We start from the raw sequence: 21,395 nt of genomic DNA, 5'->3' as shown, positions 1-21,395 counted from the left end.
GTCAGCCGACCGCGCCGGCGGCGACGCGCTGCGAGAGGCGCTCGTGCACGATCCGGAGGGTGAGCGAGCCGTCCTCGTTGGCGAAGACGTCGGCGTCGACCCCGGAGTCGGGATTCGCGGACTGGTAGCCGTACAGCCACTCCATCAGGTCCATCGAGTCGACGTCCGACAGCTGGGTGAGCGGGGTGTCGGCGTCGATCTCGGGGGCGCCGGAGACGGACTGCATCTGCTCGATCAGGTCGTCGAGGGTGGGGATCATCGTTCTGTCCTTCTGCGCGGGTCGAGCGCTTCCCGAAGGCGGAGCGGTCGACGGATCGGTGGTCTTCGCGGCGGTCGGCCCGGGAGCGTTCGGCCCGGGGAGCGTCGCCGGACTCAGTCCAGACCAGGCCCGCAACCGGCCCGCAAGAGCGCCCGCGCGCGGCCGCTTGCCGTGCCGTTGCGGCTCCGGCGCAGGCTCGACCCGGAACGCGCCGGACTCCCCGGCGGGCAGGGAGGAACAGGCATGGACGAGGAACTGGACAGCGCGGCACCGCACATCCGCGTCGCGATCATCGGGGCGGGGTTCTCCGGTCTCGGCGCGGCGATCCGCCTCGCGCAGGAGGACCAGGACGACTTCCTGGTCTTCGAGCGGGCCGAGGAGGTGGGCGGCACCTGGCGGGACAACTCCTACCCTGGCGCAGCCTGCGACGTTATGTCGCTCCTCTACTCCTACTCCTTCGCTCCCTACTCGGGCTGGGAGCGCACCTTCGGCACCCGCGACGAGATCCTCGCCTATCTGATCCGGACGACGGATCGCGCCGGGGTCCGCGACCGCATCCGCTTCGGCCACCGCCTCGAGCAGGCGCAGTGGGACGCGGAGGCCGGCCGCTGGCAGCTGCGCACCTCGCGCGGCGAGTGGACGGCCGATGTGCTGGTGCTGGGCACCGGCTACCTCAGCGAGCCGGCCTTCCCCGCACTGCCCGGCCTGGACGGCTTCACGGGGACGGCGGTGCACTCCTCGCAGTGGGACCCGTCGATCGAGCTGGCCGGCAAGCGGGTCGGCGTCGTCGGCACCGGGGCGTCGGCCATCCAGATCGTGCCGAGCATCCAGAAGCAGGTGGCGGAGCTGACGGTGTACCAGCGCACGCCCGCCTGGGTCGCGCCGAAGCCGGACAAGCGCATCTCGGCTCTGCAGCTGCGGCTGCGGCGGAGCGTGCCCGGCTATCAGCGCTTCCGGCGGCTGTTCAACAAGTACGGCCGCGAGATCGTGGTCGCCCTGCTCTCGAAGCCGGACCTGATGCGGAAGACGCTGCAGGGCAACGCGCTCAGCCACCTGCACGCGAGCGTCCCCGAGGGACCGCTCCGCGACGCGCTCACACCCGACTACGTCGCCGGCTGCAAGCGGGTGCTCTTCTCGAACAGCTACTACCCGGCGCTGACTGCCAGTAACACCGAGCTGGTGCCTGCGGCGGTCGGCCGGATCGACGGCTCGCGCGTGATCGCCGGCGACGACGAGCGCGAGCTCGACGTGCTGATCTTCGCCACCGGGTTCTCCGCCGTCGACCGCCCGGTGGCCCACCTCGTCCGCGACGCGGAGGGGCGCACGCTGGCCGCGCACTGGGCGGGCGGCGCCTCCGCGTACCTCGGCTCGACCGTGGCGGGCTTCCCCAACCTCGTTCTGCTGATGGGGCCGAACACGGCGCTCGGCCACTCCTCGCAGACCGTGATGATCGAGGCCCAGCTCGCCTACCTGGTCTCAGCGCTGGCCGTGCTGCGAGAGCGCGGCGCCCGCTCCTTCGAGGTGCGGCGCGAGGTGCAGGACCGGCACGACGCGATGATCCGCCGCCGCTTCGACGGCACGGTCTGGCAGGACGGCGGCTGCGCGAGCTGGTACGCCGACGCCTCCGGCCGGAACCCCTCGATCTGGCCCTCGACCACCACTCGGTTCGAGCGCCTCACCCGCAGCTTCTCCCCGTCCGACTACCTCCTCACCTCCGTCTCCGCCCGTGCGCTGACGCCGTCACAGAAAGCCGACCGATGACCGTGCAGACCCCCGCCCCCGACTCCGACCTGTCCTCCTCCCCGACGGCGCCCGGCTCCTCCCCGGTGGCGCCCGGCGCGTCCCGCCGGACCGTCGTCCTCGGCGCCGGCGCCGCCGTGGTCGCCTGGAGCCTCGCCTCCGGCTGGCTCACCGCCGACAGCGCCGCCGCCGCCGAGGCGCGCGGCGGCGACCGGAACCGCGTTCCGCGGCTCGACGGAACGCTCGAGCTCGCGCAGAAGACCGGCTTCGATCACGACTTCGGCGGCTTCGTCACCAGCACTCCCTGGGCGGTGCTGCGGGCCGGCTCGACCCGCGACATCGTCGCGATGATCGACTACGCGCGCCGCAACCGCCTCACTGTCGCGGTCAACGGCCAGAGCGGCGAGCCGGGTGTGCTCGAGTCGCACTCCAACTACGGTCAGGCTCAGACCGAAGGCGGCCTGCAGATCGACGCGCGCTCCTTCGCGCAGCTCGAGACGATCGAGCCGCGCCGCGCGGTCGTCGGCGCCGGCGCCACCTGGGCGGAGGTCGTCGAGGCGGCGCTGGCCATCGGCAGCACTGTGCCGACCCTGCCGGACTACCTCAAGCTCTCCGTCGGCGGCACGATCTCGGTCGGCGGTATCGGCGGCAACGTGCAGCGGGTGGGGCTCTCGGCCGACATCGTCCGCTCGCTCGAGATCGTCACCGGCCGCGGCGAGGTCGTCACCGCGTCCCGCCGCCGCCACCGCGAGCTGTTCGACGCGGCCCGCGCCGGCGGCGGGCAGGTGGGCGTGATCACGAAGGTCGAGCTCGACCTGGTCCCCGCCGAGAGCACGGCGACGATCCGCACCTACTACTACACCGATCTCCGCCGCTTCCTCGCGGACCAGACCCTGGTGATGCAGGCGAAGCGGGTCGATCACCAGTCCGGCTCGATCGTCCGCACCGTGGACGGCACCGGCTGGCGCTTCGCGATGGAGCTGGGCACGTACCACTCCACGCCTGCGGCCCCCGGAATCGACGACCTCGCTCAGCGCTTCGGCGACGTCGCGGCCGACCGCGACGAGTTCACGCTGCCCTACCGCGACTGGGCGTTCCGCCTCGAGCCGCTCATCCCCGGGCTGCTCGAAGGCGGCTACTGGCAGCAGCGCAAGCCGTGGCTGAGCCTGCTCATCCCGAGCCACGAGGTGGAGCGGTTCGTCGGCGAGATCCTGCCGGACCTGACGCCCGCCGACCTCGGCGCCGGCTTCTGCCTGCTGTCGCCGCTGGACCCGCGGGTGATCACCGCGCCGAGGTTCGCGGTGCCCCGCGGACGCGACGGGCTCGCGTTCTTCTTCGACCTGCTCGCCTTCCCGGAGCCGGGCGAGCCCGGCATCGACGCCATGCTCGAGCGCAACCGGCGCCTCTACGACCGCCTCGTGCAGCTCGGCGGCAAGCGCTACATCATCGGAGCGATCCCGCGCATGACGGTCCAGGACTGGAAGCGGCACTTCGGCCCGCGCGAGCACGCCGACTTCGAGCGGATCAAGGCGCGGCACGACCCGTCGCGCATCCTCACCCCCGGCCAGGGGTTCTTCGGATGAGCGGGCCCTCCCGCCGGGACAGCAGGGCCGTCGCGGTCCGCGACCAGGTCGACCTCGCCGCGCCGCCGGCGACGGTGTGGGCCGCGCTCCTGGCCGAGCTGGGCGGCGGGAGCCGCTGGTGGCTGCCGAACAACACCTTCGTGCCGCTCGCCGGCCGGGTCGACACGCCCGGCGCGGCGCTCCGGGTCGAGGTGCGGCCGAAGGGCCGCGACGGCGGCGGGCCGGTGCTCGCCTTCACCGCGGTCACGCGCGTCGCCGTGGCGGAGGTGCTGCTCGCGATGGACTTCGTCGACGGCTGCTTCCGCGGCGGCTGGCGCTTCGAGCTGTCGCCGCTGGCGGACGGCGGCGGCACCCGCCTGGCCGTCGTCTTCGAGGCGGAGCCGGTGGGCTGGGTCCGCGCCCTCGCCCGCGTGGTCGACGTGGGGGCCGAGCACTCGGCCGGCGTCGCCCGGGCCTTCGAGCGGCTCGCGGCGCACCTCGCCGAGGAGCCGCCGGTGCGCGTCTCCGGAATCGTCGAGCGCGTGCCGCTGGGCGGGGACGGGGAGCTCCGGGTGCTGCGCTACGCGCCGGCCGTGCCGAGCGCGGCCACGGTGGTGCTGCTGCACGGCTGGGCGAGCACCCCCGGTGCCTGGGCGGAGACGGCCGCGGGCCTCGCGCGCCGCGGGTCGCTCGTGCTCTGCCCGGAGCTGCGCGGCCACGGCGGCTCGTCCCGGCTGCCGCTGCCGGACGCCGCGGGGCTGCTGGCGGTGCTCGCCGACGACGTCCTCGCGGCGATCGACGCGCTCGCGGGCGAGGAGCCGGTCGTGCTGGCCGGGCACTCCGGCGGCGGACTGGTGGCGCTCACCGCCGCGGCGCTGCGGCCCGCGTCGGTCGCCGGACTGGTGCTGGTCTCGACCGCGGTCGAGGCGCCCCGGCTTCCCGGCGCCGAGCGGGCGCTGGTCGGCGGCGGGCTGCTCGGGCGCGTGCTGCGCACCGGGGCGGGCCCGGAGCTGGTGCTCTCGCGGACGATGGGGCCCGCCCGGCCGTTCGAGGGGAGGCGCGCGGTGGCGGAGGACTTCGCCACGACCCGGCCCGAGGTGCGGCGCGTGTACTTCGACGCGTCCAGCGGGATCGACCTGCGCCGGCGCCTCGCCGCCGTCGCATCGCGGGGCACGCCGATCGGCGTGCTCTCGGGGCTCGAGGACCGCACCACGACCCCCGACCAGGCGCGGCGCACCGCCCGGGCGGCCGGGCTGCCGGGGCCGGTGCTCCTGGCCGGCCGCGGGCACGCGCTGCCCGTGGAGGCGCCGCACGCCGTGCTCGAGGCGGTGCTCGCGGTCCGCGACGCCGTCCGTGCGGGCGCCCGTGCCGCCGACCGAGTCACCGCTCCTGCCGCCACGCGCCCGGCTCCGGTACCGATCGGCTGATCCACCGCGCCGCCACGACCCCGAGCGACCCCTGCACCGAGGGGCGAGCGGGGTCGTCGGCGTGCCCGCGGCGGGGTGCGCACCCGGAGACGGCCGCGCCCGACGGCGTCCGCGACACCACTCACCCTCGCTGCGAACGCCACTGCCTGCGGTTGAAGGGTCAGGGGACCTCGCTGCTCGAGGGGGAGGCGGCTCCGTCGCGCGTGCTCGCACCGTCGACACCGCGAGAGTCGCCACCGCGGGGGCCGATGATGAGGTACTGACCGGAGCGGGAACGCACGACCGGCAGTTCGGTGCCGCCGCGCGCGGCTTTGACGGCGATCGCCTTCTCTCGGAGCTCACGAACGAGGGCACGGGATTGCTCAGTGGTGGAGGTCATGTTCTGCCTTCCTCGTGCGAACTCTCGGTGGCTTCAGTATCCATCTGGTCCAGGGCGTCGGCAACGGCGATGGCGATGTCGGCGTCCTGAGCGCTCGCCCACGGGTGGCCGACGAGACCGATCATGGTCGCCACACCGACGTCTCTGGACTTCTCCTCGAGGGCTTGCTCCGTCGCCCAGGAGAACCGCGCCCACCACTGGGACCGCTGATCGGCCACTTCCCGTTGGAGGCGGTCGTCCTCGGCGCGACGTCGCGGTGGACGCGGTCGGCAGCTGCGTTCTGCGCTGAACGATGGCTCGTGTACGCCGCGGCGCAGAAGGCGATCACGGCCGCTAGGAGAGCCGCCACGCCACCGAACCCGGCCGATGTGACGAACTCCTTCCAGAATCCGTCATCGATGACGAACGGTGGGAGTAGGCGCCCGACGAAGCTCCCTGCGCCGGCGGCGACCGCGGCGGTGAGGGCGAACGGCGCCATTCTCCGAAGGGACCCAGGCCGAGCCGGCTCGTCCGGCTCGGCCTGGGGGGTCGGCCACTTCGACCACGGCCGGATCGGTGTTCTCGGTCATCGCACCCAGCCTGGCACGCCACTCCCGCCGAGACTTCAGGACGCTCTCGGCGGCGCGAAACGACAATCCGCAGAACAGCCGAGCGTCCGCTCGACGGCAGTGAACAGGATCCCGACACCTCGACTTCTGCGCGATCCCGCACCCGGCTGACGTCGCGAAGTCCTCAGCCCCTGCCCCTGCCTCCGCCGCGGCTCACCGCCCGGCGCCCGTGCCGATCGGCTGATCCACCGCGCGCAGCCACGACCCCGCCCGCCCCCCCCTGCACCGAGGGGCGAGCGGGGTCGTCGGCGTGCCCGCGGCGGGAGGCGCGCAGTCGGAGACGGCCGCGTATGGGGCTGAGTCGCGCGCGCATTCCGTCGTCGCGGCGGGACCGGTTGCATGGACGCAGGACGGAAGGAGCCGGTCGGTCCCGACCCGGCGCAGCCGCCCCGCCGCTCCCGCGGCACCGCTTCGACGAAGGAGATTCCCATGCTGATCATCGGTGGAACGGGCAAGACGGGTCGACGCGTGGTCGACCGGCTCACGGCGAAGGGCGTGGAGGTGCGGGTCGGCTCGCGCTCCGGCACCCCGCCGTTCGACTGGAACGACCGCTCGACCTGGGCCGCCGCGGTCGAGGGCCAGAAGGCCGTCTACGTCACCTACTACCCCGACCTCGCCTTCCCCGGCGTCTCGGAGCTCATCGGCGACTTCTCCCGGCTGGCCGTGGCCGCCGGGGTGGAGCGGCTGGTGCTGCTCTCCGGCCGCGGCGAGGAGGGAGCGCTCGCCAGCGAGCAGGCCCTGCAGGAGGCCGGCGCGCGCTGGACGATCGTGCGCTGCAACTGGTTCGACCAGAACTTCGACGAGAGCTTCTTCCTCGAGCCCGTCCGCGAGGGCGTCATCGCCATCCCGGCCGGCGACGCGGTCGAGCCGTTCGTCGACGCCGAGGACATCGCCGACGTGGTGGTCGCGGCGCTCACCGAGGACGGCCACGACGGCGCCGTCTACGAGCTGTCCGGCCCGCGTCTGCTCAGCTTCGCCGAGGTGGCGGCGGAGCTCAGCCGCGCGACCGGCCGCGAGATCGTCTACGCCCCGGTGACCCCGGAGGAGTACGGCGCGATGCTCGAGCGCGAGGGCCTGCCGCAGGACTTCGTCGAGCTCTTCACGATCATCCTCGACGGCCGCAACGCGAGCGTCACCGACGGCGTCCGCCGGGCGCTCGGCCGCGAGCCGCGCGACTTCACCGACTACGCGCGCGAGGTCGCGGCGACCGGCGTCTGGGCGCCCGCCCCCGTCACGGTCTGACGGGGGGCCGGGGGGGTGATCGACGGGGCGGTCGAGACGGTGTTCGGGGTCGTCGAGCAGTCGGCGGCGGTGGTGCTGGTGGCGATGCGCTGCCCCTCGCGCGAGGAGGCCGATCGGCAGCTGAGCCGCTGGGAGCGGTGCGGCTGCACCGCGCCCGGGCGCGGAGAGCGCGACGGGGCGAGCGTGCTCACCGCCGCGTTCCCGAGCGTGTTCGACGCGCTGACGGCGGTCGGCGCGGTCTGCTCCGACGACCGGTCGGCCGGGGGCGGGAGCGTCGCGATCGCCTCCGGCTCCGCGGGCCCCGGCACGGGCGGGGTGCCGCTCGCCGGCCGGGTGTCGGCGCTGCTGGCCTCCGCCGAGCCCGGCCAGTGCCTGGCGACCGCGGAGGTCGCGCTGCTGGCCGGCCCGCTGCTCGGCGCCGGGCTCGACCTCGTCGACAGCGGGCGCCGGGAGCGGCGCGAGGGGTCGGCCGAGTCCGAGGGCGCGGCCATCGTCTACGAGATCCGGCCGACCGAGGTCGCCCGCCGGCTGACCTCCTGCGCGCGGCTCGACTGGGCCCGCCGGCGCCTGCACGGCGCTCCCGTGCGGGCGCGCGGGATCGACGGGATCCGTCCCGCCTCGCGGATCACGTCGCTCGTCGCGGAGGACGCGGGCGCACTCGAGACCGCCGTCGCGCACGCGGCCCTCGGCGCCCACTCCGCCGGCGCGCACGTGCTGCGCTCCGGTGGGCGCGCCGAGTGCGGACGCCTGCTGTCGGCCGTGGTCGAGCTGATCGCGGCCTACGCCGAGGACCGCGGCTCCGCGCTCGCGACCGGCGAGTCCGCGCACGAGTGGGCGGCGGTCTCGCGGTCGCTGCCCGAGATCGCGCACCGCTCGGGGCTGGCGCGGCGGGCCGAGGGCGGGCAGGCGCACCGGGCGGGTCCGGCCGGCCGCGAGACGCTCGACCTGCTCGACCGGCTGCTGCGCTCGATCGCGGCCGCCGGTCCGGTCACCCTCGTGATCACCGCGGGGGACCGGCTCGATCCGCTCAGCCGCGTGCTGCTCGAGCGGATGCTCGGCGACCGCCGGCTGCCGGACGTCCGGCTCGTGGTCGGCGCCGTCGGCGAGGAGCCCGCGTTCGTCGCGCGGCTGCGCGGGCGGCTCGGCGAGGACGAGGTGGAGCGGGTCGTCCTGGCCCGCTGAGCGCGGGGCGGTCTGCTGACGTGGGGCGGCGCGGCGGCGCGGCGATCGGCGTGCCGGAGGTCGGGCGGGTCGGGTTCCGGCTCGTGGAACGGGCTCGGGCTCGTGGGAGTCGCGTGGTTCGGCGTGCCGGGGGTGGCCTGGAGAGTCGGTGCCCTCAGCGCTGCACCGCCCCCGTGGTCTCGAAGCGGTCCAGCCGCACGGCCGAGACGTCGACGACCCGCCGCGCCTCCTGCCGGAACGCCGCCGCCGCGACCAGATCGCCGGCCGTCCCGCGCGCGTCCAGCACCGCGGCGATGCCGAGCTGGTGCGCGGCGACCCAGACCCGCGAGCGCGAGCGGGCCACCGCGGTGAGACCGGAGAGCAGGAGGCGCTCCGCGTCGTCGAGGTCTCCCGCCGCCGACGCGAGCCGGGCGAGGTGGAACGCCATCGGCCCGGCGTCGCTGCGGTAGCCGTGCCCGGCCGTCACCAGGGCGAAGGGCTGCAGCCGCTGGCGCACCGAGCCGATGAGGTCCTGGTCGCCGGAGGCGGCGGCGACGATCGCGAGGGCCGCTGCGTCGTGCAGCGTCGCGTCGTCCTGGGCGAGCGGCACATCGAGGGTGAGGAGCATCCGCAGCCGGGAGCGCGCGGCGGAGCGCCGTCCGGCGAGCAGATCCGCGAGCGCCGCGTCGGCCGGCGGCACGGCGGCGGTGTCGCCGCGCGCGCCGGGGACCGCGGCCGACCACGAGCCGGGGTCGTGGAAGCCGAGCCAGCGGGCGATGAGCCGCTGCCGGCCGGTGAGGTCGCCGCCGAGCGGCCCCTGCTCGCTCCCGCTCGCGGGCTGCGGCACCGCGGCGGCGAGGGCCGTGCGGCCGCCGGTCGAGCGCACCAGCGCGCGCTCGGCGTGCAGGTGGGCGAACCGGCCGGGGTCGGCCTGCGCGTCCAGCGCGCTCGTCCACGCCGCGTCGAACTCCACCGTCTCCTCCGGGCAGCGCCGGATCGCCGCGGCCGAGACCGTGGTGGGCGGCGAGGAGGGCCGCCTCGCGGTCGCCGGCGCGCGCGGCCAGGGCGCCGAGACCGCGCGCGAGCTCGACGCGCGCCTCGCCCTCGAGCGGATGACGGCACTCGTCGAGTGCGGCGCGGTGGGTGCGGACTGCGCGGGCGAGGAGGGCCGGATCGCCGGCGGCGCCTCCGCCGCGGAGGTGCCGAGCGAGGAAGTGCCCGAGCGCTCTGGCGGCGTCCTCCCCGTCGAGGACCCGCTGGTCGAGGCTTGCGAGCTGCTCCAGCAGCTGCTCGCCGGTCGACCGCGCGTCCTCCCGCCCGTCGGGATCGGCGGCGAGGTGCTCGATGAGCCCGGTCGCCGCCGAGAGGGCGACGCCGACCGCGCCGCGCCGGAGGCCGACCAGCGCGGCCTCGAGCAGGTGGCCGCGACCGCCGGGGGCGCCGGCGCGCAGCTCCTCGGCACCGAGGGCGGCGAGGGACCGGGTCCGCAGCTCGGCGTCCCCGCAGGGCACCAGGCCGAGCGCGTCGGTGCGCAGCCGCACCGCGTCGCCGACGTCGCCGGCCTCGCTCGCGCGGTCGGCGGCCCGCCACAGCGCCTCGATCGAGGCGCTGTCGAAGCGCGGCGCCGCGGCCGACAGGGCGATCAGGCGCTGTCCGGCGGTCGCTTCGCCGAGCTCCTCCTGCTCGCGCAGCTCGTCGGCGAGGCGGCGGTGGATCCGGACCCGCTCGGTCTTGGCGAGGTCGGCGTAGAGCGCGTCGCAGACGGCGCCGTGCACGAAGCGGTACTCCTCGGGCCGGTACTGCTCGGGTCGGCGCGGGTCGGGGGCGGCGGCGGAGACCGCGGCGGTGGAGACGACGGCGGTGGAGACGGCGGCGGAGACGGGCGGCTCGTCCGGGCTGATCAGCTCGTGCCGCACCAGCTCCTCGAGCGCCGCGGCGGCGGCGTCGCCGTCGAGGCCGACCGCGCGTCCGACGATCTCGGCGTCGAAGACCGGCCCGGAGACGGCCGCCGCGCGGAGGAACCGGGTCGCGTCCGCCCGCAGTCCGAGCATCCGGATCCGCGTGTAGTCGCGGAGGCCGCCGACCAGGGTCGAGACGAGGTCGGGTCGCGAGGGGTCCGCCTCGACCAGGCGGGCCAGCACGTAGGGGTTGCCCCCGGAGGCGGTGAGCAGCCGGCCGAGCTGCTCGGCGTCCTCCTGCGTCGCCGCGGGCAGCGTCGACACGAAGTCGTGGGCGTCGACGGCGTCGAAGCGCGGCAGGTCGATCCGGCGGGCGGTCCCGGCGCGGTCGAGGTCGTGGAGCAGCCGCAGGGTGCCGGTGTCCAGGCGCGAGGAGTCGGCCGTCGCGACGACGCAGACGGCCGGTGCCGGCTCCGCGCCGGCGTGCGGGAGCAGCAGCGAGCGGACCACGTCGAGCGTCGCCGTGTCCGCCTGGTCGAGGTCGTCGACCACCAGGAGGAGCGGCCCGCCCTGGGCGCAGGCGTGCAGCGCGCGGATCAGCGGCCCCGCCTCCCGCGCGGCCATCGCCGGCTCGACCGCGGCCGCGACCGCGGGCGGCAGGCTCGCCAGCCGGTCGGCCAGCGCCCGGCCCACGGCCGAGCGGCCCTCCTCGCCGCGCCCGGAGCAGAGCAGCACCCGGCCGCCGGAGCGCAGCAGGCGGCGCCCGGCCGGCCCGTGCTGGCGATCGTCACGGGCGAGCTGGGCCTCGGGAAGACCAGCACGGTGGACGAGTTCGCCCATCGCGTGCTGCGCTCCGGCGGCCGGGTGCTGCTCTGCTCCGGGCGCGGCGAGGAGGGCCGCTCGGCGGGCGGTGGTGCCGTGGCGGACTCGGCGGCGGCCCGCGGCTGCTCCGGCTCCGCGGCGTCGTCCGCCGAGAGCAGGCCGTAGTAGAGCTCCTCGCTCTCGGGCGACGGGTCGATCCCGAGCTCGTCGCCGAGCATCGTGCGCAGCCGCGCGTAGCTGAGCAGCGCCTCGCCGCGGTTCCCGGAGTCGACCTGCGCCTGCATCAGCGCACGGTAGCCGCTCTCGCGCAGGGGAGCGCGCTCGACCAGGGCCCGCGCGGCGGCGAGCGCGGTCGGCGGATCGGCGGCGGCCAGCGCGGCGCGGGCGAGCACCTCGTACGCCTCCACCACGGTGTCGCCGAGGTAGCGGCGGATGCCGTCGGCCCACTCCGAGTCGTGGTCGGGCAGGAAGCCGCCCTCGAGCACGGCGACCGCGGAGCGCGCGAGCGCGCGCGCCTCCTCCGCCCGGCCGTCGGCGAGGGCGTCGCCGGCGCGGGCGGCGCTCTCGACCGCCTCCTCGAGATCGATGCGGACGGTCGAGGGCAGCCGCAGCAGATAGCGCCCGCCGATCGACTCCAGCACGACCCCGGGGCCGAGGTCCTCGACCAGGCGGCGCACCCGGGTGACGACGCTGCGCAGCGCGGACGCCCAGGTGTCCGGCAGCTCCTCCGGCCAGAGGGTCTCGGCGAGCTCGCGGCGGCTGGTGCCGGAGCGGCGGCGCTCGAGCACGAGGCGCGCCGCGGCGATGCGCGCCTGCGGGCTGTTCAGCCGGCGCGGCACGCCGTCGAGCCCGATCGCGCCCACCTCGCCGAGGAGGCGGACCTGCGCGCAAGCGGCGTCGTCTCCCTCGGGCGCCGTCTCGGCGGCCACTACCGGGTCGTCGGGACCCGGCGCGCGCGGCGCACTCCCCGACGGGCCAGCAGCGCGGCGGCGAAGCAGACGGTCGCCGCGCCGGAGAGCACGGCCCGCACGGTGTTGCCGGCGGTCCACTCGGCGGCGAGGGCCGCCCACGGCGCGGCCGACGCGGCGGAGGAGGCGTCGAGCTGCGCGATCGCGGTGTTGCGGGGCACGTGGTAGACGATCGTGAGCACGAAGCCGGCGAGGTAGAGGCAGCTGCCGACGACGGCGACGACGGAGCGCTCACCGCGGGGCGCTCGCGCCTGGCGCACCAGCGTCGCGACGCTCAGCGCCGCCGCGCCGAAGAAGCAGAGCAGGAACGGCGCCTGCTCGGCGTCGCGGTTGAACTCCTGCATCCGCGTGAGGCCCTCGGCGGGCGGGGCGGCGGCGAGGGCGGGCATGGCCGAGGCCGAGAAGTAGGTGTAGACGGCGGCGGTGACGCCGGAGGTGACGACGGCGGCTCCGGAGAGCAGGCGGGACATGAGCATGAGAGTCCTTCTCATCGAGTGGCTGGTCGCATCTATACCAGCCGGGAAAGACCTGCGCGTGAATTCTGCATTCACTCAGCTTCATTCGCGAACGTCTCTGCCTGTGGACCCTCTCTCCGACTTCCTCGACGGGCCCCGCGCCCGCAACGCCTTCCTCCTCCGCGTCGTGATGAGCCCGCCGTGGGCCATCGACGTCGCCGACGGAGCCCCGCTCACCCTCGTCGCCGTGCTGGACGGCCACAGCTGGGTGGTCCCCGACGGCGAGGCCGCCGTGCACCTGCGCCGGGGCGACGTCTTCGTCGTCAGCGGCGAGGCGCCCTACCTGCTCTCCTCCGAGCTCGGGCTCTCGCCGACCGTGCACATCGGCAGCGGCCAGGCCTGCTCCGGGCCGGACGGACGGGACCTCTCGACCGAGCTCTCGGCCGGTGTGCGCACCTGGGGCAACGACGTCGACGGCGAGGACCGGCTCCTGGTCGGCACGTTCCGCAGCGCCGGCGAGGTGGGGCGCATCCTGCTCGACTCGCTGCCGCGGACCTTCGTGGTGCGCGCCGAGGACAACCCGATGGTGGCGGCGCTCGCTGACGAGGTCGTCCGCGACGGCATCGCGCAGGGCACGATCCTCGACCGCCTCCTCGACCTCGTGCTGATCCAGGCCGTCCGCTCCTGGTCCGAGATCGCCCGCGAGGCGCGGCCGGACTGGCTGCTGGGCAACCGCGATCCGGTGGTGAAGGACGCGCTCACGCTGCTGCACGAGAACCCGGGGCAGCACTGGACCACGGAGTCGCTCGCGGGGAGCGTCGCGGTCTCGCGCGCCTCCCTCGCCCGGCGCTTCCACGCGATCGTCGGGCAGCCGCCGATGGCGTACCTCACGAAGTGGCGGCTCGCTCTCGCCGCCGATCTGCTGCGCGATCCGCAGCTCACCCTCTCGGCGATCTCGCAGCGGGTCGGCTACGGCAGCCCCTTCAGCTTCAGCACCGCGTTCAAGAAGCACTACGGAGTGAGCCCGCAGGGCTACCGCGCGGGCTGAGCCCCCGTCCTCGGCCGCGTCCTCGCCCGCGGCCTCGGGGCGCAAGCGCTCCGCGCCTCGAGCCGCTCGCGTCCCGGTTGCGCCGCTCTTGCGGCCGCCGCGTTGCATCGTCCTCGTCACTGATCGACGGCACGGAGGACGAGGACCATGACTGCAGGCACCGCGACGGACACGACCGTCTCCCCGGCGCGAGCGGAGGCGGTCGGCGCGGGCGCCGCGCTGCCCGGCTCGGCCGCGCTCCCCGGCCCGGGCCTCCCGGGCTCCGGCCTCCCGGACTCGGCGGGCCTCCTGGCGGCGAAGCTCGCCGCCACGGGGCGCCGGGTCGGCTCGCTCGAGTCGACGCCGCACCGCCGCAACAGCTTCCGGCCCTACGTCCCGGTCGCCGGGACGCCGTTCGTCGACGTCGACGGCGAGCGCCTGCTGATGATGTCGGGCTACAGCTACCTCGGGCTCGCCGGCGATCCGCGCCTGGCCGCCGCGGTCGCGAAGGCGGTGGACACCTACGGCACCGGCGCCCACGGCGTGCGCGCCCTGGCCGGGAGCACCCCGCTGCACCAGGAGCTCGAGGACGAGGTGGCGCGCTTCACCGAGCGCGAGGCCTCGCTGGTCTTCAGCTCGGGCTACGCCGCGAACGTCGGCACGATCGGCGCGCTCTGCGGCCCCGGCGACCACGTCTTCGTCGACAAGCTCGACCACGCCAGCATCGTCGACGGCTGCCAGCTGAGCGGCGCGACGGTCACCCGCTTCCGCCACAACGATCCCGAGCACCTCGAGGCGCGGCTCCTCGCGGCGCCGGCCGGCGGCATCCGCCTGGTTGTCGTGGACAGCGTCTACTCGATGGACGGCGACATCGCGCCGCTCCCGGCGCTGCGCGAGGTCTGCGACCGCCACGGTGCGCTGCTGATGGTCGACGAGGCGCACGCCCTGGGCGTAATCGGCGCCACCGGGCGCGGGATCGAGGAGCACTACGACCGCACCGTCCGCGTCGACGTGAAGCTCGGCACCCTCTCCAAGGGCATCCCCTCGATGGGCGGCTGGGTCTCCGGCTCGCCCGAGCTGATCTATCACCTGCGCTACGGCGCCCGCCCGTTCCTGTTCTCGGCGGCCCTCGCCCCGGCGCAGACCGCGGCCGCCCTCGAGGCGGTGCGCATCCTCGGCCGCGAGCCGTGGCGCGTCACCCGGATCCAGACCGAGTCGGAGCGGTTCCGCGCGGCGATGACCGCCTCGGGCGCGAACGTGGGCGACAGCGTCACCGCGATCGTCCCGCTGATCATCGGCACCGACCTGCAGGCCTACGACTTCGCCACCGCCTGTCGCGAGGAGGGCGTCGTCGGCCTCCCCGTGGTGACCCCCGCCGTCCCCACCGGGCTCGCCCGCCTCCGGATCGCGATCACGGCCGCGCACTCGCCGGCCCACATCGACACCGCGATCGCGGCCTTCCGCGCGGCGGCCGAGCGCACGGCGCCGGCCCTCGCGACCGCCCGCACTGCGGCCGAGCGCACGGCGCCGGCTCTCGCGGGGAGCGGGTCGTGACCGCCCGCGAGAGCGTCGTCGTCACCGGCATCGGCCTGCTCACCCCCGCGGGGGACACCGTCGAGGCGGTCTGGGACGCGCTGCTCCTCGGCCGCTCCACCGCTCGCGTCCTCGACCGGTTCGACGCCTCCGGGCACCCCGTGTCGATCGGCTGCCAGGTCGACGACCGCCGGGTGCCGGAGGGTGTCTCGGCCAAGCAGCTGCGCCGCCTCGATCCGTTCGCCCGCTACGGCCTGACCGCCGCGCTCGACGCCGTCGCGGACGCCGGCTCACCCCGGGTCGACCCGCAGCGCATCACGATCGTGGTGGGCAACGCGGTCGGCGGTCGCACCACCAGCGACGCGGAGAGCATCGCCTTCGCGAACCGCGGCACGGAGGCGGTCAGCCCGCTGATGCCGGTGGTCACCATGCCCAACGCGGCCGCGGTCGCCGTCTCGATGGCGCTCGGCTCGACCGGCCCCGCGCTCACCCTGGCGACCACCTGCGCGAGCGGGGCGGACGCGATCGGCACCGGCGCCGCTCTGCTGCGCGCCGGCTCCGCCGATCTCGTCCTCGCGGGCGGCTGCGAGGCCACGCTGAGCCCGGTGACGCTCGCCGCCTTCGCGCGGCTCGGTGCTCTCTCGACGCGATCGGGTGACCCGTCGCTCGCCAGCCGGCCGTTCGACGCCGACCGCGACGGCTTCGTGATGGGGGAGGGGGCGGCGTTCGTCGTCCTCGAGCGCGAGTCCGACGCCCGGGCACGCGGCGCGCGTATCCACGGCGAGGTGCTCGGCTACGCCGCCGGCTCCGACGCGCACCACCTGTCGATGCCGCATCCCGAGGGCGACGGCGCGGTGCAGGTGATGACCGCGGCCCTGCGCGACGCGGGCGTCGACTCCGGCGACGTCGGCCACGTCAACGCGCACGGCACCTCGACCCGCTTGAACGACGCCGTCGAGTCGCGCGCCCTCGGCCGGATCTTCGGCGACGGGGTGCCCCCGGTCACCGCGGTGAAGGGCGTCACCGGCCACCTGCTCGGCGCGTCCGGCGCCCTGGAGGCGGTCGTCGCGATGCTCGCGGCGCGGCGCGGACTCGTTCCTCCGGTCGCGAACCATGAGCGGACCGATCCGGCGATCGCCCTCGACGTCGTCGCCGGCACTCCGCGCACGATCCGGCCCGCGCCCGCCCTCAGCACCTCGTTCGGCTTCGGCGGGCACAACGCCGCCCTCGTCCTCGCCTGACCGCCACCGCACCTCGGAAGGACTCCTGATGACGATCCCCACGGCACCGCCCGCACCCGCCCCGGCTCGGCCCGCCGCCGCGGCGCTGAGCGGCCTGCTCCGCTCCGCGCTCGGCAGCCCGGCGCGCTCCGACGCGCCGAATCCGGTCGCGGCCTTCCTCGCGCTGCACCCGGCGCTCACCGCGTATCTCGGCGCGGTCGCCGGCCGCATCGAGCACGTCGTGCACCTCGGCCAGGAGCTGCGCCTCGCCCGGCCCGATCTGCTCGCGTCGTCGCCGCTCGAGTCGCTGCCGCTCGGCTCCGGCTCCTCGACCTCGGTGAGCTGCCGCCTGCGCGAGGTCCGTCCCGACCCACGCGGCACCGTGGTCACGGTCGACAGCATCCTGCTCACGGCGGCGGGAGAGGAGATCGCCTCCGGCGTCTCGACCGTCCTCCTCGGCGGCGTCGACCCCGACACGCTCCGCCCCCATCTGGACGGCGCCGGCCGGCCGGCCGCAGCCCCCGCGGCGCGCCCGCTCCCCGGCGCCCCGGTCGCCGACGCGACGATCCGGGTCTCGGCGGTCTTCAGCAGCCTCTACGCCGGGGTCTCCGGGGACGACAATCCGATCCACGTCGACGCGGAAGCGGCGCGGGCCGCCGGATTCGACGGCCCGATCGCGCACGGGATGAGCGTCGTCGCCCTCGCACTGGAGGTCGCGGCCGACGCGGTGCTCGACGGCGATCTGTCCCGGATCCGCTCGCTGGGCGTCCGCTTCTCGGCGCCCGTGCTCTGCGACTCCGAGCTCGCCGTCGAGGTGGTCCCGGCGGAGGACCCGGCCGTGCTGGTGCTCCGCGCGCGCACGGCCGAGGGCCCCGCCCTCAAGGCCGCCTGGATCGGCATCGCGCCGACCCTCGAGCGGAGCGGATCGTGAGCGGCCTCGTTGCGGAGCCGCTGCCTGCCCCCGCGTCGGCACCCGTCGCGCCGCTGATCGCGCGGATCCTCGAGCACGCACGGTCGCGGCCGGACGCCCCGGCGCTGCAGTGCGGCGACGAGACCCTCAGCTATTCGGCCCTGGTCGCCCTGAGCCGCGAGCTCGCCGCGACGCTGCCCGGCGACGACGTGCTCGCCGTCCTCGCCCACAAGACCCCGCGGACCATCGCGTTCGCACTCGGCGCCCTTGCCGACCGCCGGTCGGTGCTCCTGCTCGCACCGACGATGCCGGAGGAGCGCTCGGCCGCCGTCGTCGCCGCGGCGGACGTCCGGATCCTGGTCGATCCGCGCCCCGGCGGCCCCGTCGTCGTCCGCCCGCACGCCGTCCCGCGGCACAGCGGGCGCCGCCGCGGGGACGGCTCGGCCGCCGCGCGCCTGCTGCTCACCACCTCCGGGACCACCGGCGTGCCGAAGGTCGTGCCGATCGGCCTCGATGCTGTCGAGCGCTTCAGCGACTGGGCGCGGACGGAGTTCGCGCTCTCGCCCGCCAGCGCGGTGCTCAACCTCGCGCCGCTCAACTTCGACTTGACGCTCCTCGAGGTCTGGGCGACCCTCGCGGCCGGCGGGCGGGCGGTCCTCGTGCCGCCGGCGCGAGCGGTGCGGGGCGGGCACGTCCTCGACCTGATCGAGCACGGCGGGATCGACCTCGTGCAGGCGGTACCCACCTTCTACCGGCTGATGCTCGAGAGCGCGACGGCCCCGGGGCGCACCCTGCGCTCGGTCTTGACCCTGATCCTCACCGGCGACCGCGTCGACGCCGATCTGCTCGCGGGCCTGCGCACCCTGTTCCCCGCGGCGCGGCTGCTCAACGTCTACGGCATGACCGAGACGAACGACAGCTTCGCCCACGAGATCGGTGCGGACGAGGGCGCCGAGGCCCTGCCGATCGGCACCGAGCTCCCCGGCGTGCTGGTGCGGGTGCGCGGCGAGGACGGCGGGACGACCGAGCACGGCCTCGGTGAGCTGCTCGTGAGCACGCCGTTCCAGGCCGAGGGCTACCTCGACCGGGTCGCCTCCGCCGAGCGCTTCGTCACCCTCGACGCAGACGGCGGCAGTGGCGACGGGCGGGTCTTCGTCCGCACCGGCGACCTCGTCGACCGCCGGCCCGGCGAGCCCACCCGATTGCTCGGCCGCCTGGACCGGCGGGTGAAGATCCGCGGTCTCGCGGTCGACCTGGCCGAGGTCGAGCGGATCCTCGAGAGCCATCCCCTCGTCGGCGCCGCCGTGGCGATCGCCGAGCCGGATCCGGTCGCCGGCCACCGACTGGCCGTGGTCGTGCAGCGCGCGTTCCCGTCCGCGCTCGACCTGCTGGAGCTGCGCTCCTTCGCCGCGCTCCGCCTCGCCAGCGGCAGCGCGCCGAGCGAGCTCCACGTCACCGACGCCCCCTTCCCCCTGACCATCACCGGCAAGACCGACCGATCCCGCGCCCTCACCCAGGCGCGCGGCCACCTCGAAAGGGACAGACATGAGCAGCACTGACACCACCGGACCCGCCACCACCGAGACGGCGGAGCCCGGCTCCGACGGCGTCGTCCAGGCCCTGCGGAGCTACCTCGTCGAGGAGTTCCTCCCCGGCACCGAGCCCGAGCGGGTCGGCACCGACCTCGACCTGATGAACAGCGGAGTGCTCGACAGCCTCGGGCTCCTCAAGCTGATCGCCTGGATCGAGAGCCGGTTCGAGGTGGGGGTCGACGACACCGACCTCGACCCGGAGAACTTCCGCAGTATCTCCGCGATCGCCGGATTCGTCTCGCGCGCCCGCTCCGACGGACGATGACCGCCTCGCCGCTCGTCCGCCTCCTCGACGAGGGGCGGTGCGTCCCCGTCGAGGAATGGGCCGCCTTCTGGGCGCGGGTGGAGGATCGCTCCAGTGACCCGGGCGAGCTCGTCGCGGTGCTCACCGCGGCCTCGCGGGTGCTGCCGCGCGAGGAGACGCTCGTCGCCCTCGTGCGCTCGCTCGCGCCGGTCGCTGCTGCGCGCCCCGACCCGGCGGTCGACATCGTCGGCATCGGCGGCGGCCCCGCCACGATGAACCTCTCGACGGCCGCCGCCTTCACCGCCGCGGCGGCCGGGGCGAGCGTCCTCAAGTCCGGATCCCGGGCCTACACCTCCTCGCTCGGCTCCACCGATCTGCTCGGACGACTCGGCGTGCGCGCCGACGCCGATGCCGAGCAGGTGGAGCGGTACCGACAGCGCGACGGCCTCGCCTTCCCCGGGCGGCACGCGCACCCGGTGCAGCTGGTCCGCCTGGCGCGCCGGATCGTCCCGGTGGGACTGCGCGAGTTCGGCGCGCTCCTCAACGTGATCGGGCCGTTCCTCTCCCGCGTCCCGGTCACCGCCGTGGTCGTGGGCCGGTCGGACCGGGCGGGGGAGCGGACTCTCCGCGCCCTCGCGGGAGCACGACCCGAGCGGGCGCACTGGATCTGCTCCAGCGCGGTCGGCGCGGACGAGCTGATCAGCGTCAGCCCGAGCCGCTTGGTGCGGCCGGACGGGCGGGTCGAGCGGATCGAGCCGGGTGCGCTCGTCTCCGGCGCCGGCTCGCTCGCCGAGCTGCGCTCCGTCGCTCCGGAGGCGGCGGCCGAGCACTTCGTCCGCGCGCTGGCCGGCCGGCTCGGCACGGCCGTGACCGAGACGATCGCGCTGAACGCCGCGGTCGTCCTGCTCGCGGCAGAGGTCGAGTCCGAGCTGCCCGCCGCGATCGACCGCGCGCGGTCGAGCCTGGAGTCGGGCGCGGCCGCGAGCCTGCTCGAGCGACTGCGCTCGGAGGCGCACGAGGCGGTGGTGCTCGGTGCCTGAGCGGACGCTGCTGCCCGCCCGCCCGTTCTTCGTGGAGCGCGGGGAGTCCGGACGCTCGCCGGGACTCGCCCTCTTCCTCAACGCCGGCGATCCGCCCGACGACGAGCTGCTCAAGATCGCGATCGCGATGGACGAGGCGGGCGTCGACTGCCTCGAGCTGGCCGTCCCGTTCCCGGACTCGGTGACCGACGGCCCGGTGATCCGGGAGAGCGCCCGGCTCGCGCTCGCCGCCGGCACCGACCTCGCCGCCGCCCTGCGCCTGGTCACCGCGATTCGCGAGCGGACGGCGCGCCTGCGAGTCGCGCTCCTGGTCGACTGGAGCCACTCTCTGCGCGGGCACGACCTCGGCGAAAGCCTGCGCGGCATCCGCGAGGCGGGTGCCGACGCCGTCCTCGTGCACGGGCTGCCGCCGGTGCTCCGGACGCAGTACCTCGCGGAGGCCCACGCCGTCGGCCTGCCGGTGGTGACCACCTGCTACCACGGCACCTCCTCGCCCGAGACGATCGCCGCCGCCGCGCGGGACGCGACCGCCTACGTCTACCTCGTCGCCCGCTACGGCCGCAGCGGCACCCCCTCGCAGGACTCCTTCGCAGAGCTCGCCGGGACCGTCGCCGAGCTGCGCCGCAGCGGCACCGCGCCGATCGCCGTCGGATTCGGCGTCTCCACGGCCGAGGACGTCCGGCGGCTCTCCGGTCTCGGGGTCGACGCCGCGATCATCGGCACCGCGGGTGTCCGGTCGCTCGACGCGGGCGGCGACGGAGCCGTCGCGGGCTTCCGCGCGTTCCTCGCCGGCCTCCTGCCCGGCGCCGCGGATCCGGCGGGCGACCCGCCGGCGGAGCACGGATCCACCGCCCACCGACCACCCACCCACTGACCACCCACCCACCACCACCGCACCACCACTCGGAAGGAAGCAGTCATGCTCATCAGGAAGCGCTCCGACGTCCGCACCGTCGACTGGGGAAACGGCACCAGCGACCGCCTCGTCAACGAGGCCGACGGCCTCGGCTTCGCCGTCGCCCACACCGTCGTCGCCGCGGGCACCAGCTCGCGGCTGCAGTACCGCCGGCACATCGAGGCCTGCTACTGCCTCTCCGGCTCCGGCGCGGTGGTGGAAGCGGACGGCACGGTCCACGAGATCGTTCCCGGCACCCTCTACGCCCTCGACCTGCACGACCCGCACGAACTGCGGGCCGCCGAGCACGAGGACCTCCACCTCGTCTCGATCTTCAATCCCCCGATCACGGGCACCGAGCGCCACCGGCTCGACCCGTCCGGCTACTCGCAGTACTGAGCAGGAGCCGAGTC

The 21,395-nt window shown here is 75.5% G+C and carries 19 protein-coding genes; 14 read left to right on the top strand and 5 right to left on the bottom strand.

The window, feature by feature from the left end; all coding sequences use genetic code 11:
- Nucleotide 1 precedes the first annotated feature (1 nt).
- Entirely contained in the window at nucleotides 2-259 is a 258-nt protein-coding gene (locus tag GTU73_RS17845; RefSeq protein WP_160090963.1) for a hypothetical protein, read from the bottom strand.
- A 243-nt stretch (nucleotides 260-502) separates the two neighbouring features.
- Here GTU73_RS17845 and GTU73_RS17840 point away from each other — a divergent pair, with 243 nt between their 5' ends.
- Genes GTU73_RS17840 through GTU73_RS17830 form a run of 3 tightly spaced genes read left to right on the top strand, consistent with a single transcriptional unit; the run spans nucleotide 503 to nucleotide 4,988 of the window.
- On the top strand, nucleotides 503-2,020 hold the full coding sequence (locus GTU73_RS17840; RefSeq protein ID WP_160090962.1) for an NAD(P)/FAD-dependent oxidoreductase: 1,518 nt from the start codon (nucleotides 503-505) through the stop codon (nucleotides 2,018-2,020).
- Entirely contained in the window at nucleotides 2,017-3,582 is a 1,566-nt protein-coding gene (locus GTU73_RS17835; protein ID WP_160090961.1) for an FAD-binding protein, read from the top strand. Before GTU73_RS17840 ends, GTU73_RS17835 begins: the two co-directional genes overlap by 4 nt.
- Nucleotides 3,579-4,988, top strand: coding sequence for an alpha/beta fold hydrolase (locus GTU73_RS17830; protein ID WP_160090960.1), 1,410 nt, complete (start codon nucleotides 3,579-3,581; stop codon nucleotides 4,986-4,988). Before GTU73_RS17835 ends, GTU73_RS17830 begins: the two co-directional genes overlap by 4 nt.
- A 375-nt stretch (nucleotides 4,989-5,363) precedes the next feature.
- On the opposite strand, the gene GTU73_RS17825 is transcribed toward GTU73_RS17830, so the two are convergent.
- Entirely contained in the window at nucleotides 5,364-5,501 is a 138-nt protein-coding gene (locus tag GTU73_RS17825) for a hypothetical protein (RefSeq protein WP_160090959.1), read from the bottom strand.
- 903 nt (nucleotides 5,502-6,404) lie between these two features.
- Here GTU73_RS17825 and GTU73_RS17820 point away from each other — a divergent pair.
- Nucleotides 6,405-7,217 carry an NAD(P)H-binding protein gene (locus GTU73_RS17820; protein ID WP_208543695.1) on the top strand — a complete coding sequence of 271 codons (813 nt, stop codon included), beginning with the start codon at nucleotides 6,405-6,407 and terminating at the stop codon, nucleotides 7,215-7,217.
- A 15-nt stretch (nucleotides 7,218-7,232) separates the two neighbouring features.
- Nucleotides 7,233-8,399: a hypothetical protein gene (locus GTU73_RS17815; RefSeq protein ID WP_160090958.1), complete on the top strand. Its 1,167-nt coding sequence runs from the start codon at nucleotides 7,233-7,235 to the stop codon at nucleotides 8,397-8,399.
- A 154-nt stretch (nucleotides 8,400-8,553) separates the two neighbouring features.
- On the opposite strand, the gene GTU73_RS17810 is transcribed toward GTU73_RS17815, so the two are convergent.
- From GTU73_RS17810 to GTU73_RS17800, 3 genes are all read right to left on the bottom strand, one after another.
- Nucleotides 8,554-9,351 carry a hypothetical protein gene (locus GTU73_RS17810; protein ID WP_160090957.1) on the bottom strand — a complete coding sequence of 266 codons (798 nt, stop codon included), beginning with the start codon at nucleotides 9,349-9,351 and terminating at the stop codon, nucleotides 8,554-8,556.
- A gap of 1,521 nt (nucleotides 9,352-10,872) precedes the next feature.
- Nucleotides 10,873-12,027 carry a BTAD domain-containing putative transcriptional regulator gene (locus GTU73_RS17805; RefSeq protein WP_160090956.1) on the bottom strand — a complete coding sequence of 385 codons (1,155 nt, stop codon included), beginning with the start codon at nucleotides 12,025-12,027 and terminating at the stop codon, nucleotides 10,873-10,875.
- The gene (locus GTU73_RS17800; RefSeq protein WP_160090955.1) at nucleotides 12,027-12,542 is read right to left on the bottom strand and encodes an anthrone oxygenase family protein; all 516 of its coding nucleotides are present in this window, start codon (nucleotides 12,540-12,542) and stop codon (nucleotides 12,027-12,029) included. Before GTU73_RS17800 ends, GTU73_RS17805 begins: the two co-directional genes overlap by 1 nt.
- Nucleotides 12,543-12,645: 103 nt before the next feature.
- Here GTU73_RS17800 and GTU73_RS17795 point away from each other — a divergent pair, with 103 nt between their 5' ends.
- From GTU73_RS17795 to GTU73_RS17755, 9 genes are all read left to right on the top strand, one after another.
- The gene (locus GTU73_RS17795) at nucleotides 12,646-13,569 is read left to right on the top strand and encodes an AraC family transcriptional regulator (protein ID WP_160090954.1); all 924 of its coding nucleotides are present in this window, start codon (nucleotides 12,646-12,648) and stop codon (nucleotides 13,567-13,569) included.
- A 147-nt stretch (nucleotides 13,570-13,716) separates the two neighbouring features.
- Complete coding sequence (locus tag GTU73_RS17790; RefSeq protein ID WP_160090953.1) at nucleotides 13,717-15,102, top strand: aminotransferase class I/II-fold pyridoxal phosphate-dependent enzyme; 1,386 nt, start codon at nucleotides 13,717-13,719, stop codon at nucleotides 15,100-15,102.
- Entirely contained in the window at nucleotides 15,099-16,322 is a 1,224-nt protein-coding gene (locus GTU73_RS17785; RefSeq protein ID WP_160090952.1) for a beta-ketoacyl-[acyl-carrier-protein] synthase family protein, read from the top strand. The genes GTU73_RS17790 and GTU73_RS17785 overlap by 4 nt, the downstream gene beginning before the upstream one ends.
- Nucleotides 16,323-16,350: 28 nt before the next feature.
- Nucleotides 16,351-17,232, top strand: coding sequence for a MaoC family dehydratase (locus GTU73_RS17780; protein ID WP_160090951.1), 882 nt, complete (start codon nucleotides 16,351-16,353; stop codon nucleotides 17,230-17,232).
- Nucleotides 17,229-18,770 carry an AMP-binding protein gene (locus tag GTU73_RS17775; RefSeq protein ID WP_160090950.1) on the top strand — a complete coding sequence of 514 codons (1,542 nt, stop codon included), beginning with the start codon at nucleotides 17,229-17,231 and terminating at the stop codon, nucleotides 18,768-18,770. Before GTU73_RS17780 ends, GTU73_RS17775 begins: the two co-directional genes overlap by 4 nt.
- Nucleotides 18,757-19,068: an acyl carrier protein gene (locus tag GTU73_RS17770; protein ID WP_160090949.1), complete on the top strand. Its 312-nt coding sequence runs from the start codon at nucleotides 18,757-18,759 to the stop codon at nucleotides 19,066-19,068. Before GTU73_RS17775 ends, GTU73_RS17770 begins: the two co-directional genes overlap by 14 nt.
- Nucleotides 19,065-20,087 carry a hypothetical protein gene (locus GTU73_RS17765; protein ID WP_160090948.1) on the top strand — a complete coding sequence of 341 codons (1,023 nt, stop codon included), beginning with the start codon at nucleotides 19,065-19,067 and terminating at the stop codon, nucleotides 20,085-20,087. The genes GTU73_RS17770 and GTU73_RS17765 overlap by 4 nt, the downstream gene beginning before the upstream one ends.
- The gene (trpA, locus tag GTU73_RS17760; RefSeq protein ID WP_208543694.1) at nucleotides 20,080-20,961 is read left to right on the top strand and encodes a tryptophan synthase subunit alpha; all 882 of its coding nucleotides are present in this window, start codon (nucleotides 20,080-20,082) and stop codon (nucleotides 20,959-20,961) included. Before GTU73_RS17765 ends, trpA begins: the two co-directional genes overlap by 8 nt.
- Before the next feature lie 45 nt (nucleotides 20,962-21,006).
- Entirely contained in the window at nucleotides 21,007-21,381 is a 375-nt protein-coding gene (locus GTU73_RS17755; protein ID WP_160090947.1) for an ectoine synthase, read from the top strand.
- The last annotated feature ends 14 nt before the right edge of the window (nucleotides 21,382-21,395 follow it).

Source organism: Rathayibacter sp. VKM Ac-2804, from assembly GCF_009866655.1.
In the GTDB taxonomy this organism is placed as follows: domain Bacteria; phylum Actinomycetota; class Actinomycetes; order Actinomycetales; family Microbacteriaceae; genus Rathayibacter.
Note: the sequence above shows the minus strand (reverse complement) of the source record. Positions and strands in the feature narration are given on the sequence as shown.

Bases quoted from the DNA above. Each gene is read 5' to 3' on its own strand.
- GTU73_RS17790 (WP_160090953.1), top strand. From the start codon at position 13,717: ATGACTGCAGGCACCGCGACGGACACGACCGTCTCCCCGGCGCGAGCG.
- GTU73_RS17780 (WP_160090951.1), top strand. From the start codon at position 16,351: ATGACGATCCCCACGGCACCGCCCGCACCCGCCCCGGCTCGGCCCGCC.
- GTU73_RS17800 (WP_160090955.1), bottom strand. From the start codon at position 12,542: ATGCTCATGTCCCGCCTGCTCTCCGGAGCCGCCGTCGTCACCTCCGGC.
- GTU73_RS17755 (WP_160090947.1), top strand. From the start codon at position 21,007: ATGCTCATCAGGAAGCGCTCCGACGTCCGCACCGTCGACTGGGGAAAC.
- GTU73_RS17840 (WP_160090962.1), top strand. From the start codon at position 503: ATGGACGAGGAACTGGACAGCGCGGCACCGCACATCCGCGTCGCGATC.
- GTU73_RS17820 (WP_208543695.1), top strand. From the start codon at position 6,405: ATGCTGATCATCGGTGGAACGGGCAAGACGGGTCGACGCGTGGTCGAC.
- GTU73_RS17770 (WP_160090949.1), top strand. From the start codon at position 18,757: ATGAGCAGCACTGACACCACCGGACCCGCCACCACCGAGACGGCGGAG.
- GTU73_RS17765 (WP_160090948.1), top strand. From the start codon at position 19,065: ATGACCGCCTCGCCGCTCGTCCGCCTCCTCGACGAGGGGCGGTGCGTC.
- GTU73_RS17835 (WP_160090961.1), top strand. From the start codon at position 2,017: ATGACCGTGCAGACCCCCGCCCCCGACTCCGACCTGTCCTCCTCCCCG.
- GTU73_RS17830 (WP_160090960.1), top strand. From the start codon at position 3,579: ATGAGCGGGCCCTCCCGCCGGGACAGCAGGGCCGTCGCGGTCCGCGAC.
- GTU73_RS17845 (WP_160090963.1), bottom strand. From the start codon at position 259: ATGATCCCCACCCTCGACGACCTGATCGAGCAGATGCAGTCCGTCTCC.